This window comes from Streptomyces sp. NPDC002386, from assembly GCF_053593175.1.
Map to the genome: position 1 here is coordinate 345542 of NZ_JBSFBX010000003.1, position 19001 is coordinate 364542.

The window sequence follows — 19001 nt, forward strand, 5'->3', positions numbered from 1 at the left end:
CGGCCGGCTCAGCCCCGCTTGCTGATCCGCCGGTCCAGGGCCAGTGAGAGTTCCGCCTCCACCACGCTGCGGGCCAGGGGGCGCAGGCGGTGGAGGTCCTCCTCGGGGGCGTGGCGGAGGATCATGTCGGTGAAGAGGGCGGCCAGGGCGTCGGCGTGTTCGCGGACGCGTTCGCCGGCCGCCAGGACCTCCGCCAGGGGTATGCCCTCGCGGACCAGGGCGGAGGAGACGTCCAGCAGGCGGCGGCTGATGTGGACGATCTCGTCGCCGTCGGTGCCCAGATAGCCCAGGTCCATGGCGGCGGCCAGGTTCTCCGGGGTGACCTCGCCCTCGAAGCGGGCGGCGAGTTCCTCGGGGGTGAGGCGGACCGGCTCCTCCTCGGTGGGGGTGCCGACGCCGAGCAGGTCGGCGACGTCGCGGCCCTGGTCGAGGGCCTCCGCGAGTTCCGCGATGCCGGTGAGGGTGTGGCCGCGTTCCAGGAGCGCCGCGATGGTGCGCAGCCGGGCCAGGTGGTGGTCGTCGTACCAGGCGATGCGGCCCTCCCGGCGGGGTGGCGGGATCAGCTTGCGTTCGCGGTAGAAGCGCAGCGTGCGCACGGTGATGCCGGCCAGGCGGGCCAGTTCCTCCATGCGGTACTCGCGTGCCCCGCCGTCCTGCCCGACCTCGTGTCCGCCGTCGTCCGTCACGGTCGCAGCCTATGTTGTACCGCCGGTAACTTTCCCTTTCTCACCCCCTACCGCTCGGTACGCCGCTGCTCTACAGTCCCATTGCGCCAGTGTTCACTGGCAGAGTCCAAGGCGATGCGTGGAGGCTTCGGGATGGCCGAGCACGAGCATGTACGGGTGGCGGTGATCGGGTCCGGGTTCGGCGGACTGGGGGCCGCGGTGCGGCTGCGCCGCGAGGGGATCACCGACTTCGTCGTCCTGGAGCGGGCCGACGGCGTCGGCGGCACCTGGCGGGACAACAGCTACCCCGGGTGCGCCTGTGACGTGCCCTCCCATCTGTACTCCTTCTCCTTCGCGCCCAACCCCGACTGGCCGCGCACCTTCTCCGGGCAGGAGCACATCCGCGCCTATCTGGAGCACGTGACCGACGTCTTCGGGCTGCGCCCGCACATCCGCTTCGGCGCCGAGGTGAAGCTGATGCGCTGGGACGGCGAGCGGCTGCGGTGGGAGATCGAGACCGCGGGGGGCACGCTCACCGCCGACGTGGTCGTCTCCGCCACCGGGCCGCTGTCCGACCCGAAGACGCCCGAGATCCCCGGGCTCGAGTCCTTCCCCGGCAAGGTGTTCCACTCGGCCCGCTGGGACCACGACTACGACCTGCGCGGCAAGCGTGTCGCCATGGTCGGCACCGGCGCCTCCGCCATCCAGATCGTGCCCGCCATCCAGCGCCAGGTCGGCCGGCTCACCCTCTTCCAGCGCACCCCGCCGTGGGTGATGCCGCGCATGGACCGCGCCATCAGCGCGGCCGAACGCCGGCTGCACCAGGCGCTGCCCTTCACCACCCGGCTCAGGCGCGGACTGCTGTGGGGCATCCGGGAGCTCCAGGTGCAGGCGTTCACCAAGCACCCCGACGAACTCGGCCTGGTCGAGCGGCTCGCCAGGCGCAACATGGCCCGCGCGGTGAAGGACCCGGCGCTGCGCGCCAAGCTCACCCCCGACTACCGCATCGGCTGCAAGCGGATCCTGCTGTCCAGCGAGTACTACCCGGCGCTGGCCCGGCCCAACGTGGACGTCGTCGCGAGCGGGCTCAGCGAGATCCGCGGCTCCACCGTCGTCGCGGCCGACGGCAGCGAGGCGGAGGTCGACGCGATCATCTTCGGCACGGGCTTCCACGTCACGGACATGCCCATCGCCGAGCGGGTGGTCGGAGCCGAGGGCGTGACGCTCGCCGAGACCTGGAAGGGCGGCATGCGGGCGCTGCGCGGCGCCTCGGCCGCCGGGTTCCCGAACTGGATGACGATCATCGGGCCCAACACCGGCCTCGGCAACTCCTCGATGATCCTCATGATCGAGTCCCAGCTCAACTACATGGCCGACTACCTGCGCCAGCTCGACGTGCTCGGAGGGCGTACCGCCCTGGACGCGCGGCCCGCGGCCGTCGACGCCTGGAACCACGAGGTCCAGGAGCGGATGAAGCGGACCGTGTGGAACACCGGCGGCTGCACGAGCTGGTACCTCGACCCGAGCGGCCGCAACACCACCATCTGGCCCGATACGACGGCGGAGTTCCGGCGCGCGACCCGGCGGGTGGACCTGGCCGAGTACGAGGTCGTCCGGCGGCCCGGCGCCCTGGCCGCCGAGTCCGGTCCGGTGGCGGGACAGCAGAGCGGGGCCGCCGTATGAGCCGGATCACCGCGGTGGCCTCCGGCCCGTACGCCCCGCCGGTGCCGGCCCGCACCCTCACCGTGGTCTCCGCCGACGGTGCCCGGCTGCACGCCGAGGTGCACGGTCCCGAGGACGCGCCGCCGGTCGTGCTCGCCCACGGCTGGACCTGCTCGACCGCGTTCTGGGCGGCACAGATCCGGGAACTGGCGGCCGACCACCGGGTCGTCGCCTACGACCAGCGGGGGCACGGGCGCAGTCCGGCGAGCCACGCCTGCACCACCGAGGCGCTCGCGGACGACCTCGAGGCGGTGCTCGCCCAGACCCTCGCGCCGGGGGAGAAGGCACTCGTGGTCGGCCACTCCATGGGCGGGATGACGGTCATGGCCGCCTCCGCGCGTCCCCGGTTCCGGGAACACGCCGCCGCCGTCCTGCTGTGCAGCACCGGCAGCTCCCGGCTGGTCGCCGAGGCGCGCGTGGTGCCCCTGCGGGCCGGCCGGGTCCGCACCTGGCTCACCGGACGCGTGCTCAGCTCGCGCGCCCCGCTCGGGCCGGTCACGCCGCCGGCGATGCGGGTCCTCAAGTACGGCACCATGGGCGCCGGTTCGGCCCCGCACATGGTGGAGGCGTGCGCGCGCATCGTGCACGCCTGCCCGCGGACCGTGCGCCACGCCTGGGCGGGCATGCTCGCGGCGCTCGATCTCGACCACGGGGTGCGGGAGTTGCGTGTGCCCACCGCCGTGCTGCACGGCGCCGCAGACCGGCTCACGCCCGTGGCGCACGCCCACGCGCTGGTCGCCGCGCTGCCCCGGTGCCTGGGTCTCACCGAGCTGCCGGGCGTCGGCCACATGTCTCCCGTCGAGGCTCCGGAGCGGGTGACCGGGAAGATCCGGGAGCTCGTCACCACCCACGTCACGGGGGACGCCGTCTCCCGTGCCACCGTCACGCAGCAGATCAAGGAGGGCGCATGAGCAGGGTCAGCCTCGAAGGACAGGTCGCCGTCGTCACCGGAGCGGCGCGCGGCGTCGGCGAGTTGCTCGCCCGCAAGCTCTCCGCGCGCGGTGCCAGGGTCGCGCTGGTCGGCCTGGAGGAGGACGCGCTCAAGGAGGTCTCCGGGCGGCTGCACAGCGAGAGCGCGCACTGGTACGCCGACGTCACCGACCACGAGGCGATGGGCCGGGTGGCGCAGGAGGTGAAGGCGCGCTTCGGCAAGGTCGACATCGTCGTCGCCAACGCCGGTGTGGCGACCGGGGGGCCCTTCATCGACTCCGATCCGGAGGCCTGGCGGCGGGTGATCGAGGTGAACCTGATCGGTTCGGCGGTCACGGCCCGCGCGTTCCTGCCGGTGCTGGTCGAGAGCCGGGGCTATCTGCTCCAGATCGCCTCGCTCGCCGCGATCACCCCGGCGCCGATGATGTCGGCGTACTGCGCCTCCAAGTCGGGTGTGGAGGCGTACGCGCACAGTCTGCGGGCCGAGGTCGGCCACCAGGGTGTCCGGGTGGGCGTCGGCTACCTGTCCTGGACCGACACCGACATGGTGCGCGGCGCCGACCAGGACGACGTGATGCGGGAACTCAGGCAGCGGCTGCCGTGGCCGTCGAACAAGACCTATCCGCTGGGTCCGGCGGTGGACCGGATCGTCGCCGGTGTCGAGCGGCGCTCGGCGCACGTGTACGGGCAGTGGTGGCTGCGCGGCATGCAGGGGGTGCGCGGCTATCTGCCGGCGCTCATCGGGACGGTCGGCCAGCGGGAGATGCGGCGGTTCGCGCCCCGGCTCCAGGGGATGCGTTCCGGACTCGTCGGCGCAGGTGGGGAGGCCGATGAGGCGGCCCGTGCTACGCAGCGTAACTGATCGACATGCGCAGCGTGTTGGGCCGTGTGAATCTGGTCGAGGCCCCAGCGGGGGCCAACCCCCACCCACTTCGGGAGTGAACCCACATGGGTATGAAGGACCAGTTCAGCGAGAAGACCAACGACTGGCAGGACCAGGCCCGCGAGAAGGTCGGCCAGTCCCGGGAGAAGGCCGGTCAGGCCACCCGTGAGAAGGCCGGCCAGCGTGGCCAGCAGCAGGGTCAGCACGGGCAGCAGCAGGGTCAGCACGGGCAGGGCCAGCGAGGCCACCAGCAGCCCGAGCGGGGCCGTCAGAACATGCGCGACATCGGGGAGTCGGAGCGGGAGATGGACGACCGCTTCGACGCCGACTACGACGCGTAACGCTGCGCCGGCTTCGGCCTGATCGGCAGCCCGGGGTGCCCTCCGATTCGTTCGGGGGGCACCTCGCTGTGTGTCTGGGGTGTCGTCGGGTGCGTCTTCGGGTGCGGTTGGGTGGGGGCTTGTCGCGCAGTTGCCCGCGCCCCTGAAGCGCCCCTGGCTGGTCAGCTGGTGGGCCTCGGGGGGAGTTGGGGGCGGGGGGTGTAGGGGACGCCGGTGTAGTCGGGGGGCTGGGCTGCCGGGTTGGTCTGGAGGAGTTCCAGAGCCAGTTGGATCGCGTCGTCCATCTGGGCGTGGCGGCCCTCGGCCCAGTCGAGCGGGGTGCGCAGGACCTCCAGGTCCGGGGTGACGCCGTGGTTCTCCACGGACCAGCCGTAGGCGTCGAACCAGGCCGCGTTCATCGGGACCGTGATCACCGTGCCGTCCCCGAGCCGGTGCCTGCCGGTCATGCCGACCACGCCGCCCCAGGTGCGCTGGCCGACGACCGGACCCAGCTTGAGCAGCTTGAAGGCGGCGGTGATCATGTCGCCGTCGGAGGAGGTCGCCTCGTCGGCCAGGGCCACGATCGGGCCGCGGGGCGCGTTCGAGGTGTACGACACCGGCTGCGCGTTGCGGGTCAGGTCCCAGCCGAGGATCGTGCGGCTCAGGGTCTCGATGACGAGTTCGCTGATGTGCCCGCCCGCGTTGCCGCGCACGTCCACGATCAGCGCCGGCCGGGACACCTCCATGCGCAGGTCCCGGTTGAACTGGGCCCAGCCGGAGCCGCCCATGTCGGGGATGTGCAGATACCCGCACCGGCCGCCGCTCAACTCCCGGACGACCTCCCGGCGTTTGGCCACCCAGTCCTGGTAGCGCAGCGGCCGCTCGTCGATGAGCGGCGCGATGGCGACCCGCCGGGCCCGCCCCGGCTCGCCCGGCGGCGGGGTGAACGTCAGCTCCGTCGTCGTCCCGCCCGAGCCCGCGAGCAGCGGGTACGGACCGGTCACCGGATCGACGGGCCGGCCGTCCACGTGGGTCAGCACGGCGCCCTCCCGGATGCCCGTGCCGGCCAGCGGCGAGCGGGCCTTGGAGTCGGAGGAGTCGCCGGGCAGGATGCGTTTGACGGCCCAGCCGCCGTCCCGCTCGACCAGGTTGGCGCCGAGCAGGCCCTGCCAGCGCTGGTAGTGGGGCGGCCCCTCGTTGCGGCGGGCCGCGGTGACGTAGGCGTGCGAGGTGCCCAGTTCGCCGAGGACCTCGCGCAGCAGATCGGCGAAGTCGTCGGGGGACGCGACCTGTTCGACCAGGGGCCGGTACTGGTCGAGCACTCCGTCCCAGTCGATGCCGCACATTCCGGGGTCCCAGAAGTACGCGCGGATGAGGCGGCCGGCCTCGTCGTAGGCCTGGCGCCACTCGGCGGGCGGATCGACGTGGTGCACGATGCGGCGCAGGTCGATCCAGACGGTCGTGTCGCCGTCGCCGGGTTCGGTCGACGGCACCGCCCGCAGGTCGCCCTCGTCGACCACCATCAGCCGGGTCGCGTCCCCGCTCACCGCGAACCAGTCCAGGTGGTCGACCAGTTCGGACTTCTTGGCCTTGGCGATGTTGAAGTACTCGAGCGTCGGGCGGCCGCTGATGTCGGCCGGGTTGGCGAAGGTCTCGCCGAGCGCCCCGGAGATGGGCCAGCGCAGCCAGACCAGGCCCCCGCCGGCCACCGGGTACAGCGCCGAGTACTTGGAGGCGACGACCGGGAACGGGGTCACCCGGTTCTCCAGGCCCTCCACCTCCACGATCACCGCGCCGGTCTCCCCGCCGCCCCCGTTCTCCAGGGGGTCGAGCCCCCCGGCGGCCGGGCGGCCCTCGGGGTTCAGGGCGAACGGGGAGGGGGTCGCCGAGGAGAGCGGCACCAGGTACGGGCGGCAGCCCAGGGGGAAGGACAGGTCGCCGGTGTGGACGTCGTACACCGGGTCGAAGCCCCGCCAGGACAAGAAGGCCAGGTAGCGGCCGTCGCGGGTGAAGACGGGGTTCTCGTCCTCGAAGCGGCCGTTGGTGACGTCCACGATGTGCCGGTCCTTGATGCGGGCCAGCTTGATCTGCCGCAGCGAGCGGCCGATTCCCGGATGGGACCAGGTGATCCAGGACCCGTCGGGGGAGAAGGCGAGGTCGCGGACGGGCCCGTTGGCGGACCGGATCAGCTCGGTGACCCGGCCGTCCGGCACCGCCCCGTCCCCGGAGCCCGCCGCGCCCTTCGTGTCCGCCGCGTCCGCCGCGTCCCTGGAGTCCGCCGATCCTTCGGGGCCCGCGCTCCCGGATCCCTCTGCGCCCCTGATGTCCGCCGACCCCTCGCGGTCCACCGCCTTCCCGGGGTCTGCCGCGCCCTTGGAGCCCGCCGCGTCCCCGGTGTCCGCCGCATCCCCGGAGTCCGTCGACCTGACGGGGTCCCCCGCGTCCCCGGAGCCCGCCGAACCCTCGGAGCCCGCGCTCCCGGGTCCCGCCGATCCCTCGGGACCCGCGTTCCCGGAACCCGCCGATCCCTCGGCGGCGCCCCCTTCCGTTTCCTCGTCGCCCTCCTCCTCCGTGACGTCGATCAGCAGCAGCCGTCCGTCGTGGGAGGCGACGGCCAGCCGTTCGCCCAGCGGGTCGGAGACCATCTCCAGGACCCGTCCCAGCTCGCCCTGGCCCAGCCGGCGCGTGGCGCGGACGCCGGAGGCGCGGGGGAGGCGGGCGATCTCGACGGCGTCCTCGCCCTCGGCGTCCGTCACGTACGCCACCTGCCCGGTGGAGCCGAGCATCTCCGGCAGCCGGACCCGGACCCCGGGCGTGTCCGTGATCGTGCGGGACGGGCCGTCCCGGTGGGTGAGCCAGTACAGGCTGCCCCGGACGACGACCGCGCTGGCCCGCCCGGTCTCGTCCACGGAGATGCCGTCCACGTTCTGGGCGGCGGGCACCTGGTGCCGGCGGCGCCCCGCGCGCTGGCCGCCGAGCCGGACGGCGAGCCTGCGCGGTACGGCGTCCGGGGCGAAGTCCTCCACGAGCCACAGCTCGCCCGCGCACTGGTAGACCACCCGGGTGCCGTCGCTGGAGGCGTGCCGGGCGTAGAAGGCGTCGTGGTCGGAGTGGCGGCGCAGGTCGGAGCCGTCGTAGGCGCAGGAGTAGAGGTTGCCGACGCCCTCGTGGTCGGAGAGGAAGGCGATCCGGCCCGCGACGAACATGGGGGAGTCCAGGTGCCCGCCGATGTCCGGCAGCAGCCGCTGCCCGTGCAGCCAGAGCCGGCCCATGGCGCCGCCCCGGTACCGCTTCCAGGAGGCCGGTTCGTGCGGCGGGGTGCCGGTGAGTAGCAGGCTCCTGCGCTCACCGGCGATGTCGGCGGTCTGGATGTCGGAGACCGGGCCCCAGGGGAGTTTGCGGCCGGGCGCGCCGTCCGTGGTCAGCTTGTAGGCCCAGGTGAAGTACGAGAAGGGCTCGCCGTGGGAGGTCACGGCGAGGATGTCGCCGTCCGGGGTCCAGCCGCACACCTGGGTGTCGGCGCTGCCCCAGTACGTGAGCTGCCGCGCCGGTCCGCCGTCCACTCCGGCGAGGTGGATCTCGGGCACGAGGCCGCGCCAGGAGGCGTAGGCGATGAGGCGGCCGTCGGGCGAGAAGCGGGGGTGCCCGGCCTTGGCCCGGTCCACGGTCAGCCGCCAGGCCCGGTCCGGGGAGTCCAGGCGGGCCAGCCAGAGATCGTCCTCGGCCACGAAGCACAGCAGGTCGCCGTTGAGGTGGGGCAGGCGCAGATAGCTCACCCTCCCCATGCTTTTCCGGGGGAGGGGGCCCAGCAACCGGAAGCGGACCGGGGCGGGGTGACAGCCGGGCCGGCACCGGACCGGAGCCGGCCCGGGGCGGCCTTATGCGGATCCGACAGGCGTGACCCAGCACACGAACGAAACCGTTTCGTTTCGCTTGTGGCCGGGGTACATTCGTCGTGTACGAAACCGTGTCGTTCCAAGCGGGCAGCCGCATCGGGAAGGTGAGAGACATGACCGAGGCCGTCACCGCGCGTCGCAGTCGGATCACGCCCGAACGCGAGGCCGAGTTGTACGAGGCCGTGCTCGACCTGCTCCGCGAAGTCGGCTACGACGCCCTCACCATGGACGCCGTAGCCGCCCGCACCCGGTCCAGCAAGGCCACGCTCTACCGCCAGTGGGGCGGCAAGGCCGAACTGGTCGTGAAGGCCATCCGGCACGGCAAGCCCGACCGGATCGGTGAGATCGACACGGGCACGCTCCGGGGCGACCTGCACGCCCTGGTGCTGCTCGAGGACGACTGCACCATCGAGCAGAACTCGGCGCTCATGCGGGGCGTCGCCATGGCGATGCACAACAACCCGGATCTGCGCGAGGCCTTCCGGGCCCAGCTCGTGGAGCCGGAGATGTCCGGCTTCCACCAGGTGATCCGGCGTGCGATCGACCGGGGCGAGGTCCGCCCGGACTGTCCCGCGCTCGACTTCCTGCTGCACATGATGGTCGGCGGCTTCGCCACCCGGGCGCTGCTCGACGACCAGCCGCCCACCCGGGCCTTCCTCACCTCGTACATCGACGCCGTGGTCCTCCCCGCCCTCGGCGTCACCACCTCCTGATCACGCTGATCATCCCCTGATCGCTCTCCCCAGCAAGCCCACCATCTGACGTCACCGCTCACGTCGTCGGGCTGATCGCCCCTGCCCAGCTGAACCCACGACCTGACCGGGAGTACGCCCTCGTGGCCACGTTCCTCTACAAACTCGGCCGGCTCGCCTTCCGGCGACGGCACTTCGTCGCCCTCGTATGGGTCGCGCTGCTCACCCTCGCCGGGGTGGGCGCCGCCTCCGCGCCGCCCGCCGGCAGCACCTCCTTCTCCATCCCCGGTACGGAGGCCCAGAAGGCCTTCGACCTGCTGGAACAGCGCTACCCCGGGATGAGCGCCGACGGCGCCACCGCGCGCGTCGTCTTCAAGGCGCCGGACGGCGAGAAGATGACGGACAAGGCGAACAAGGCCACCGTCCGCAAGACGGTGAAGGAGCTGCAGAGCGGCTCCGAGGTCGCCTCCGTCGCCGATCCGTACGCCGGGCACGCCGTCAGCAAGGACGGCACCATCGCCTACGCGTCGGTGAAGTACAAGGTCTCCGGCATGGAGCTGGAGGACTCCGCCAAGGACGCCCTGAAGGACGCCGGACAGGACGCGCGGGACGCCGGGCTGACGGTCGAGATCGGCGGTGACGCGCTGACCGCGACCCCCGAGACCGGCTCCAGCGAGGTCATCGGCATCGCGATCGCCGCGGTCGTCCTCGTCATCACCTTCGGCTCGCTGCTCGCGGCCGGGTTCCCGCTGCTGACCGCGATCATCGGCGTCGGCATCGGCGTCTCCACGATCACCGCGCTGGCAAGCGCCCTGGACCTGGGCTCGACCACCTCCACCCTGGCCTCGATGATCGGCCTCGCCGTCGGCATCGACTACGCCCTGTTCATCGTCTCCCGCTACCGCGCCGAACTCGCGGAGGGCCGCGAGCGCGAGGAGGCGGCCGGCCGGGCCGTCGGCACCGCGGGCTCGGCGGTGGTCTTCGCCGGACTCACCGTCGTCATCGCCCTCGTCGGCCTCTCCGTGGTCAACATCCCGATGCTGACCAAGATGGGCGTCGCCGCCGCCGGCACGGTCGCCATCGCGGTCCTCATCGCGCTCACCCTGATCCCGGCGCTGCTCGGCTACGCGGGCCGCCGGATCAAGCCGGCCGGCGAGAAGAGCAAGCTCCTCGGCGGGGGCCGGACGCCGAAGAGGCCGGGCCGCCCGAACATGGGCACCCGCTGGGCCAGCTTCGTCGTGCGGCGCCCGGTCGCCGTGCTGCTGCTCGGTGTGATCGGCCTCGGCGCGGCCGCCATTCCGGCCGCCTCCCTGGAACTGGGCCTGCCCGACGACGGCTCCCAGCCGGTCTCCACCACCCAGCGCCGCGCCTACGACCTCCTCTCCGAGGGCTTCGGCCCCGGCTTCAACGGCCCCCTGATGGTCGTGGTCGACGCCAAGGGCAGCGACCACCCCAAGGCGGCCTTCACCAAGGTCGGCGACGAGATCAAGGGCCTGAAGGACGTCGTCACGGTCACCCCGGCCACGCCCAACAAGACGGGCGACACCGCGACGATCACCGTCGTCCCCGACTCCAAGCCGTCGTCGGCCACCACCGAGGACCTGGTGCACGCCATCCGTGACAAGGGCGCGGACATCACCTCCGCGACCGACGCGACGGTCCTGGTCACCGGCTCCACGGCGATGAACATCGACGTCTCGCAGAAGCTGAACGACGCCCTGCTGCCGTACCTCGCCCTCGTGGTCGGTCTCGCGTTCCTGCTGCTGATCGTGGTCTTCCGCTCGATCCTCGTCCCGCTGAAGGCGGCCCTCGGCTTCCTGCTCAGCGTGATGGCCGCCCTGGGCGCCGTGGTCGCGGTCTTCCAGTGGGGCTGGCTGTCGGGCCTGATGAACGTGGAGGAGACCGGCCCGGTCATGTCGATGATGCCGATCTTCATGGTCGGCGTGGTCTTCGGACTCGCCATGGACTACGAGGTGTTCCTCGTGACCCGGATGCGCGAGGCGTACGTCCACGGGGAGAAGCCCCAGCAGGCCGTCGTCACCGGCTTCAAGCACGGGGCGCGCGTGGTCACGGCCGCCGCCGTCATCATGATCGCCGTGTTCTCCGGCTTCATCGGCTCCAGCGAGTCGATGGTGAAGATGATCGGCTTCGGTCTCGCCGTCGCCGTCTTCTTCGACGCGTTCATCGTCCGCATGGCCGTCGTCCCGGCGGTGCTCGCACTGCTCGGCAAGCGGGCCTGGTGGCTGCCGAAGTGGCTGGACCGGGCGCTGCCCAACGTGAACGTCGAGGGCGACGGACTGCGCACCGACGCGGACCGCCGGACCGACCCCGACGCGGAGAAGGAGCTGGTACGCGCCTGACGTACCGCTCGATGAAGACCAGCCGGTGAGGGATCCGTGGGGACGGGGCTGCCCTCACCGGCTTCTCCCCGTCCGCCGCCGCGGGCGGGGAGACCGGCCCCGCGGTAACCCGTTCGCGTGCCCCCTACAGGCACCGCTAGCGTGCTCCGCATGACGACAGCCGCCACTGACGCCGAAGAATCCGGAGCCCACCCGCGTTTCGTCGAGGCCGTCCGCGCCCTCGGCCTCGACGAGGTGCTCGTCCGGGCCCGCCGCTTCCCCGAGGGCACCCGCACCGCCGCCGAGGCCGCCGCCGCGGTCGGGTGCGAACTGAGCCAGATCTGCAAGTCGCTGGTCTTCGCGGCGGACGGGGTGCCGGTCCTGGTGCTGATGGACGGGGCCTCGCGCGTGGACGTGGAGCGGGTGCGCGAGGAACTGGGGGTCCGCGAGGTCACCCGGGCCGACGCCGGCCTGGTCCGCGAGACCACCGGGTACGCCATCGGCGGCGTGCCGCCCTTCGGGCACCGCACCCGCACCCGGGTCCTCGCCGACCGCTCGCTGCTCGCCCACGAGGTGGTGTGGGCGGCCGCCGGGAACCCGCACACCGTCTTCCCGATCGAGCCGAAGGCGCTCGTCTCCCACGCGGGCGCCGACATCGTGGACGTGCGCGAGCAGGCCGCGTGACGCCCCTGGTCACCGCGGCGGTGCTGCTCGCCGCGGTCACGCACGCGAGCTGGAACGCCATCGCCCACCGGATCACCGACAAGCTCGTCGGCTTCACCCTGATCTCCGGTGGCGGCCTGCTGATCGGGCTCGTCATGGCGTTGGTGGCGCCGTTCCCGGCCGGGCCCGCCTGGCCGTACCTGCTCGTCTCGGCGGCCGTGCACATCGCGTACTACGCCCTGCTGATGACCTCCTTCCGGCTCGGCGACTTCGGCCAGGCCTATCCGATCGCCCGCGGCACCGCGCCGCTCGTGGTGACCGTGCTGGCGGCGGTGTTCGCGAACGAGGTCCCCGGCATGTGGGCGGCGGCCGGGATCGCCGTGTCCTGCGTCGGGCTCACCGGCGTCAGCCTGTGGGGCCTGCGCGGTCACCGGCCCGACTGGGCCGCGATCGGCGCCGCCCTGGCGACCGGCCTGGCGATCGCCGCGTACACGGTGATCGACGGCCTCGGCGTACGGGCTTCCGGGACGCCCCTCGGCTACATCGGCTGGCTGATGGCCGTCCAGGGGCTCGCCATCCCGGCGTACATGTACGCGCGCGTGCGGGGCGACATCGTCCGGCAGCTCCGCCCGTACGCGGCCCTCGGCCTGTTCGGCGCCGCGCTGTCCGTGGCCGCGTACGCCCTCGTGCTGTGGGCGCAGACCCGGGCCGAGCTGGCGCCCATCGCGGCCCTGCGCGAGTCCTCGATCATCGTCGGCGCGGCCATCGGCGCGGTGTTCTTCAAGGAACGCTTCGGCGCGCCCCGGATCGCGGCGGCGGGTCTGCTGGTCGTGGGCATCGGGCTGATGCTGCACGCCGGGTAGGGCGAAAGGAACGGCCCCGGGTGGACACCCGTGGAAGATGACGTGGGACCACGAGGACAAGAACCCCGGGGACACGAACCGTACGACAGGGAGCCGTCCATGACCGACAAGCCGACCGTCGCCGTTCTGGGCACCGGCATCATGGGTGCCGCGATGGCCCGCAACATCGCCCGCGCCGGACTCGGCGTCCGGGCCTGGAACCGCACCAGGGAGAAGGCCGAGCCGCTGGCCGCCGACGGGATCCGGGTCACCGGCACCCCCGCCGAGGCCGTCGAGGGCGCCGACGTCGTCCTGACCATGCTGTACGACGGCAACACCGCCCTGGACGTGATGCGCGAGGCCGCGCCGGCGCTGCGCTCCGGCGCCGTCTGGGCGCAGTGCACCACCGCCGGCACCGGACTCGTCGCCGACCTCGCCGGATTCGCCGCCGAGCACGGGCTGGTGTTCTACGACGCCCCCGTCCTCGGTACCCGCCAGCCCGCCGAGGCCGGTCAGCTCACCGTGCTGGCCGCCGGGCCGGAGGAGGGCCGGGAGACGCTCGCGCCCGTCTTCGGCGCGGTCGGCGTCCGGACCGTGTGGACCGGCGACGACGGCGCCACGGGCAGCGCCAGCCGGCTGAAGCTGGTCGCCAACAGCTGGGTCCTCGCGGTCACCGCGGCGGCCGGCGAGGCACTGGCCCTCGCCAAGGCGCTCGACGTGGACCCGCACGAGTTCTTCGGCCTGATCGAGGGCGGCCCGCTCGACATGGGGTACCTGCGCGCCAAGTCCAACCTGGTGCTGGACGGGAAGCTGACGCCCGCCTCCTTCGCGGTGGGCACCGCGGAGAAGGACGCCCGGCTCATCGTCGAGGCCGGCGAGCGGGGCGGGGTACGGCTCGACGTCGCCGCCGCGGCCGCGGAGCGGTTCGCGCGCGCGGCCGCCCAGGGCCACGCCGACGAGGACATGGCCGCCGCCTACTTCGCCAGCTTCGACGAGAAGTCCGCGGGCTGAGCACCGGATTCACGACCGAGACCGAGCGAGACCGAGGAGAGCCCAGTGTCGAAACCCCCGCTGCCGTCCGAGGCCCAGGAACTGCTGCGCCGTCCCAACCCCTGTGTCATGGCCACCGTGCGCTCCGACGGGACGCCCGTCACCACCGCCACCTGGTACCTGTGGCAGGACGACGGCCGGGTCCTGGTCAACCTGGACGAGGGCCGGGTCCGGCTGCGCCACCTGCGCCGCGATCCGCGCGTCAGTCTCACCGTCCTCGCCGGCGGCGACTGGTACAGCCACGTCACGCTGATCGGGCGGGTCGCCGAACTGCGGGCCGACGAGGGCCTGGCCGACATCGACCGGCTGTCCGAGCACTACACCGGCAAGCCCTACCCGGAGCGGTCGCGGCCGAGGGTCAGCGCGTACGTCGAGGTCGAGCGCTGGCACGGCTGGGGCGATTTCAAGGACAGCGACCAGGCCTCCACGTGACGTTCCGCCCGTGCGGGAGCACCCTGGAACCAGCGGGAATCACCGGTTCCGGAGGTGGCCGACATGATGAACACCACGGTGGGATGGCACGTCGAGCTGGAGTTCAAGGAAGACGACACGCACACCAGGGCGGCCGCTCTGGTGCGTCTGCCCGACGGCAGCGAGGTGCGGTCGCACGGGCACGCCAGCCGGCACAACGTCGACTCCAACCAGCCCCGCGTGGGCGAGGAGATAGCGGGCGCGCGCGCTTTGAACGACCTGGCGATGCAGTTGCTGAGCAAGGCGCACAACGAGATCGACGCGGAGTCCGGGCGGACCTCGCACCCGATCCACGTGTGACGCGGGCGGACTACCCGAGCGCCGCCAGCCCCGCGCGCACCGCCCGGACCAGCGCCTGCGCCCTCGGGTCCGCCGTCACGCTCTTGCGGAAGCCGTTGGTGACGTAGCCGAAGGCGACGCCGCTTCCCGGGTCGGCGAAGGCGAGGGCGCCGCCGCGGCCCGGATGGCCGAAGGAGCCGGGCGACAGCAGCGGCGAGGCGCTGCCGTGCAGCATGGGGCCGAGGCCGAACCGGGTGCCCACCACGAGGACCCGGTCCGGCCCGGCCGACTGCTCGGCGCGGGCCAGTGCCACGGTCGCCGGGGTGAACAGCCGGGTGCCGCCGTCCACCTCGCCGATGAGCGAGGCGTAGAAGCGGGCCAGGCCGTCGGCGGTGGCGATGCCGTTGGAGGCGGGCAGGGCCGCGGCGCGGTAGGCGGGCGCGTTCTCATCCGGCAGCGGGGTGATGGCGGCGAAGGCGCGGCGGGTGAGCGAGCCGGGGTCGGCGTAGGCCTCGGACACGGCCCGCTTGGGGCGGGTCCGCAGCGTGCCGGACGCCTGCGGTGTCTCCACGGGGCCGACCCGGCCGACGCGCGCCTGCTCCGCCTGCGGCAGTCCGAGCCACAGCTCCGCGCCGGTGGGCGCGGCGATCTCCTCGGCGATCCAGGCGCCGACCGGCCGCCCGGTGATCCGACGGATCAGCTCGCCGGTGAGCCAGCTGTAGGTCTGCGCGTGGTAGCCGTGGTCGGTGCCCGGCTCCCACATCGGGGCCTGGGCGGCGACGGCCGCCGCGCCGAGGTCGGGGTCGGCCGCCTCCTCGGGGGTCAGCGGGCGGTCCAGCACCGGGACGCCGGCGCGGTGCGCCAGCAGGTGCCGGACGAGGGTGCGCTCCTTGCCGGCCGCCTTGTACTCCGGCCAGTACGCGCCGACCGGGGCGTCCAGGTCCAGCTCACCGCGCTGGTGCAGCAGCAGGAGCGCGGCGGCGGCGACGCCCTTGGTCGCCGAGCGCACCACCTGCGCGGTGCCGGGCACCCAGGGGGCGGTGCCGTCCACGTCCCTGGTGCCGCCCCAGAGGTCGACGACCTTCCGCCCGTCCCGGTACACGGCGACGGCCGCGCCCCGCTCCCCGAGCGTCTCGAAGTTGGCGGCGAACGCCTGCCTGACCGGCTCGAAGCCCTCGGCCACAGTGCCGTGCACGTCCACCAACGCCGTCCCTTCCGATCGCCTGCGACAGTGCCTGCAACAACGGATCGGGTGGCCGCGATTCCTCGGCGGCGCGGGCGCGGACGTGAGGTGGCTCTCAGCGCGGGGCCGGCGGACGGATCAGTGGGCGCGGTCGTGCAGGTCGGCCAGGGCGACCGCCCAGCGGACGTACTTGTTCCGGCCGAGGTCGCCGATGGTGGTGATCCCGAGGGCGGACAGGGCTTCGCCGTGCTTGCCGGTCAGTCCCTGCAGCCCGGCCATGGGGGCGGCCAGGACCTGGTCCAGCGGGGCGTTCTCGTACTGCTTGTCCAGCACCTTGTCGAGATCGAAGCTGACGGGCACGGCTGCCTCCCGGGGAGCGCGCAACGGTTGTCGGTGCCAGCCTCGGCGCGGGGCCGGGGCCGCGCATCCGCGGCGGGCCGGTCGGACCAACGGACCCGGCCGTGAAGGGCTCCGGCGCGTCAACCCAGCATGATGGTCACATCGATGTTGCCGCGGGTGGCGTTCGAGTACGGGCAGACCTCGTGGGCCGCGTCCACCAGTTCCGTCGCGACCTCGCGGTCCAGCACGGGCAGGGAGACGCTGAGGGCGACCGCGAGGCCGTAGCCGCGGTGCTTGTTGGGGCCGATGCCGACCTTCGCGGCCACCGTGGAGCCGGTCAGGTCGTAGCCGGCCCGGTTGCCGACCAGGATCAGCGCGTTGTGGAAGCAGGAGCTGTAGCCCGCCGCGAAGAGCTGCTCGGGGTTGGTGCCGTCGCCGGCCCCGCCCAGCTCCGGGGGCATCGCCACCTTGAGCTGGATACGGCCGTCCTGGCTGGTGACGTACCCCTCGCGGCCGCCGTGGGCGGTGGCCTCGGCGACGTACATGATCTTCGTCGGGCGGGTGTCGGGTGCGGTGTCGACGGCAGCGTCGACCGCGTTGGTGTCGGTCATGATCGGCCTCCCCCGGGACAAGTGGCGCACAAGTACATCGCGCACAAGGTACCGGCCGGTAGGTCGGTGGCCTGCGGCAGGGGCCGCGACCGCGGGTAACCCCCGGGGCGGCCCGCGACCGCCCGGGAATCAGCGCCGTCCGGCCGCCGCGTCCACGCGCTCGGTCAGCCTCCACAGCGCCTCGCGCAGCAGCGCGGTGTCCTCGGCGCCGAGCCCCGTGGCGGTGAGCAGGGCGCCGGGCACGCGCGCCGCGCGCTCCCTGAGCTGCTCGCCGCGCCCGGTGCACGCCACGAGTACCGAGCGCTCGTCGCCGGCCGCCCGCTCCCGGCGCACCAGACCGGCCGCCGCCAGCCGCTTCAGCAGCGGGGAGACGGTGCCGTAGTCCAGGCGCAGGGCGCCCGCCAGCTCCTTCACGCTGGTCTCGCCGCGTTCCCACAGGACCAGCAGCACGAGGTACTGGGGGTAGGTGAGCCCGAGGTCGTCGAGGAGCGGACGGTACGCGGCGGTCACGGCGCGCTGTGCGGCGTAGAGCGCGAAGCACAGCTGGTCGTCCAGCAGCAGCGACCCGGCGGCCCCGTTGTCGTCTTGGTCGTCTTGACGCGTCACGCGCCCATTGTCACGGACCTCGGGTCGAAGCCGAAGGGCAGCTCCAGGCGGTGCGCGCGCATCAGCGCGTCGTCGGAGAGCAGTTCGCCGGTCGGACCGTCCGCCGCGATCACGCCCTCGCTGAGGACCAGCGAGCGCGGGCACAGCTCCAGGGCGTACGGCAGATCGTGCGTGACCATCAGCACGGTGACGTCCAGCGAGCGCAGGATGTCGGCGAGTTCCCGCCGGGAGGCCGGGTCCAGGTTGGACGACGGCTCGTCCAGGACCAGGATCTCCGGCTCCATCGCGAGCACGGTCGCGACCGCCACCCGGCGGCGCTGCCCGAACGACAGATGGTGCGGCGGCCGGTCGGCGAAGTCCCCCATCCCGACCAGGTCCAGGGCGGTGCGCACCCGCTCCTCCAGCGCGGCGCCCCTGATCCCCGCGGCCGCCGGGCCGAACGCCACGTCCTCGCGCACCGTCGGCATGAAGAGCTGGTCGTCCGGATCCTGGAAGACGATGCCGACCCTCTGCCGGATCTCGGCCATGTGCCGCTTGCCGACCGGCATCCCGGCCACGGTCACCGTGCCGGTGCCGCCGCCGAGGATGCCGTTCAGATGCAGCACGAGGGTGGTCTTGCCGGCGCCGTTCGGGCCGAGCAGCGCGACGCGTTCACCGCGCGCGACGGAGAAGTCCACGCCGAACAGGGCCTGGTGGCCGTCGGGGTAGGCGAAGGCGAGGCCGGAGACCTCCAGCGAGGCAGATGCAGTCACAGGACCCATCCCAGCAGACAGACGACGAGGGCGGCGCAGGGGAGGGTGAGGGCGTGACGCCACTCGGCCCGGGACGCGGTCACCTCGTCGATGACCGGCATCGAGCCGGCGTACCCCCGGCTGACCATGGCCAGGTGCACCCGCTCCCCGCGCTCGTAGGAACGGATGAACAACGCGCCCGCCGACTTGGCGAGCACACCCCAGTGCCGTACGCCCCGCGCCTCGAAGCCGCGCGACTCACGGGCGATCCGCATCCGGCGCATCTCGTCGGTGATGACGTCGCCGTAGCGGATCATGAACGAGGCGATCTGCACGAGCAGCGGCGGCAGCTTCAGCCGCTGCAGCCCGAGCAGCAGTTCGCGCAGCTCGGTGGTGGCGGCGAGCAGCACGGAGGCGGCGACGCCCAGGGTGCCCTTGGCGAGCACGTTCCAGGCGCCCCACAGCCCGTTGACGCTCAGCGACAGGCCGAGCACCTGCACCCGCTCGCCCTCCGCCACGAAGGGCATGAGCACCGCGAAGGCCACGAACGGCACCTCGATCAGCAGCCGCTTCAGCAGGAATCCGGCGGGCACGCGCGCCAGGCGCGCGACGAGGGCGAGCAGCACGGCGTAGACCGCGAACGCCCACATCGCCTCCCGCGGGGTCGAGACCACGACGACCACGAAGGCGAAGGCGGCCGCCAGTTTGGTGTGCGGCGGCAGGGCGTGCACGGGCGAGTGCCCGTGCCGGTAGAGCCGGTGCGCGTGTCCCGCTCCCAC

General features: G+C 73.0%; 19 protein-coding genes. 11 read left to right on the top strand and 8 right to left on the bottom strand.

Annotated features, from left to right (window positions below):
* Positions 1-8: 8 nt before the first annotated feature.
* On the bottom strand, positions 9-629 hold the full coding sequence (locus tag ACWCPN_RS08720) for a MerR family transcriptional regulator (protein WP_199213551.1): 621 nt from the start codon (positions 627-629) through the stop codon (positions 9-11).
* A 189-nt stretch (positions 630-818) separates the two neighbouring features.
* On the opposite strand from ACWCPN_RS08720, the gene ACWCPN_RS08725 reads away from it, so the two are divergent.
* From ACWCPN_RS08725 to ACWCPN_RS08740, 4 genes are all read left to right on the top strand, one after another.
* Positions 819-2348 (top strand): flavin-containing monooxygenase, encoded by a 1530-nt coding sequence (locus tag ACWCPN_RS08725; protein WP_451203575.1) that lies wholly within the window; start codon positions 819-821, stop codon positions 2346-2348.
* Positions 2345-3298, top strand: a complete 954-nt coding sequence (locus tag ACWCPN_RS08730) for an alpha/beta fold hydrolase (RefSeq protein ID WP_199210875.1) — start codon at positions 2345-2347, stop codon at positions 3296-3298. Before ACWCPN_RS08725 ends, ACWCPN_RS08730 begins: the two co-directional genes overlap by 4 nt.
* Positions 3295-4179, top strand: a complete 885-nt coding sequence (locus ACWCPN_RS08735; RefSeq protein WP_451203577.1) for an SDR family oxidoreductase — start codon at positions 3295-3297, stop codon at positions 4177-4179. The genes ACWCPN_RS08730 and ACWCPN_RS08735 overlap by 4 nt, the downstream gene beginning before the upstream one ends.
* 86 nt (positions 4180-4265) lie before the next feature.
* Positions 4266-4541 carry a hypothetical protein gene (locus ACWCPN_RS08740; RefSeq protein ID WP_451203579.1) on the top strand — a complete coding sequence of 92 codons (276 nt, stop codon included), beginning with the start codon at positions 4266-4268 and terminating at the stop codon, positions 4539-4541.
* Positions 4542-4702: 161 nt separating this feature from the next.
* Here ACWCPN_RS08740 and ACWCPN_RS08745 read toward each other — a convergent pair whose 3' ends face one another.
* Positions 4703-8305 (bottom strand): S41 family peptidase, encoded by a 3603-nt coding sequence (locus ACWCPN_RS08745; RefSeq protein WP_451203581.1) that lies wholly within the window; start codon positions 8303-8305, stop codon positions 4703-4705.
* A gap of 224 nt (positions 8306-8529) precedes the next feature.
* Between ACWCPN_RS08745 and ACWCPN_RS08750 the strand changes: the two genes are divergently transcribed.
* The 7 genes from ACWCPN_RS08750 to ACWCPN_RS08780 all read left to right on the top strand — a co-directional run bounded on the left by ACWCPN_RS08750 (position 8530) and on the right by ACWCPN_RS08780 (position 14773).
* Entirely contained in the window at positions 8530-9129 is a 600-nt protein-coding gene (locus ACWCPN_RS08750) for a TetR/AcrR family transcriptional regulator (RefSeq protein WP_365126131.1), read from the top strand.
* 122 nt (positions 9130-9251) lie between these two features.
* Positions 9252-11468, top strand: coding sequence for an MMPL family transporter (locus ACWCPN_RS08755; RefSeq protein WP_451203583.1), 2217 nt, complete (start codon positions 9252-9254; stop codon positions 11466-11468).
* Between the two features lie 150 nt (positions 11469-11618).
* Positions 11619-12131: a YbaK/EbsC family protein gene (locus ACWCPN_RS08760; RefSeq protein ID WP_451203585.1), complete on the top strand. Its 513-nt coding sequence runs from the start codon at positions 11619-11621 to the stop codon at positions 12129-12131.
* On the top strand, positions 12128-12973 hold the full coding sequence (locus ACWCPN_RS08765) for an EamA family transporter (RefSeq protein WP_451203587.1): 846 nt from the start codon (positions 12128-12130) through the stop codon (positions 12971-12973). Before ACWCPN_RS08760 ends, ACWCPN_RS08765 begins: the two co-directional genes overlap by 4 nt.
* Positions 12974-13072: 99 nt before the next feature.
* Entirely contained in the window at positions 13073-13963 is an 891-nt protein-coding gene (locus tag ACWCPN_RS08770) for an NAD(P)-dependent oxidoreductase (RefSeq protein ID WP_451203589.1), read from the top strand.
* 45 nt (positions 13964-14008) lie between these two features.
* Complete coding sequence (locus ACWCPN_RS08775; protein ID WP_451203591.1) at positions 14009-14434, top strand: PPOX class F420-dependent oxidoreductase; 426 nt, start codon at positions 14009-14011, stop codon at positions 14432-14434.
* A gap of 63 nt (positions 14435-14497) precedes the next feature.
* On the top strand, positions 14498-14773 hold the full coding sequence (locus tag ACWCPN_RS08780) for a DUF1876 domain-containing protein (RefSeq protein WP_199210868.1): 276 nt from the start codon (positions 14498-14500) through the stop codon (positions 14771-14773).
* A 10-nt stretch (positions 14774-14783) separates the two neighbouring features.
* Here the strand turns inward: ACWCPN_RS08780 and ACWCPN_RS08785 are convergent, their stop codons facing one another.
* The 6 genes from ACWCPN_RS08785 to cbiQ form a co-directional block, all read right to left on the bottom strand.
* Positions 14784-15953, bottom strand: coding sequence for a serine hydrolase domain-containing protein (locus tag ACWCPN_RS08785; protein WP_451203821.1), 1170 nt, complete (start codon positions 15951-15953; stop codon positions 14784-14786).
* Positions 15954-16073: 120 nt separating this feature from the next.
* A complete protein-coding gene (locus tag ACWCPN_RS08790) occupies positions 16074-16295 on the bottom strand; it encodes a hypothetical protein (RefSeq protein WP_451203593.1) in 222 nt (73 codons plus the stop codon).
* A gap of 119 nt (positions 16296-16414) precedes the next feature.
* On the bottom strand, positions 16415-16885 hold the full coding sequence (locus ACWCPN_RS08795) for an organic hydroperoxide resistance protein (RefSeq protein ID WP_451203595.1): 471 nt from the start codon (positions 16883-16885) through the stop codon (positions 16415-16417).
* Between the two features lie 129 nt (positions 16886-17014).
* Positions 17015-17491: a MarR family winged helix-turn-helix transcriptional regulator gene (locus tag ACWCPN_RS08800; RefSeq protein WP_365126108.1), complete on the bottom strand. Its 477-nt coding sequence runs from the start codon at positions 17489-17491 to the stop codon at positions 17015-17017.
* Positions 17488-18252 carry an energy-coupling factor ABC transporter ATP-binding protein gene (locus ACWCPN_RS08805; protein ID WP_451203597.1) on the bottom strand — a complete coding sequence of 255 codons (765 nt, stop codon included), beginning with the start codon at positions 18250-18252 and terminating at the stop codon, positions 17488-17490. The genes ACWCPN_RS08800 and ACWCPN_RS08805 overlap by 4 nt, the downstream gene beginning before the upstream one ends.
* A complete protein-coding gene (cbiQ, locus tag ACWCPN_RS08810; RefSeq protein WP_392295478.1) occupies positions 18240-19001 on the bottom strand; it encodes a cobalt ECF transporter T component CbiQ in 762 nt (253 codons plus the stop codon). The genes ACWCPN_RS08805 and cbiQ overlap by 13 nt, the downstream gene beginning before the upstream one ends.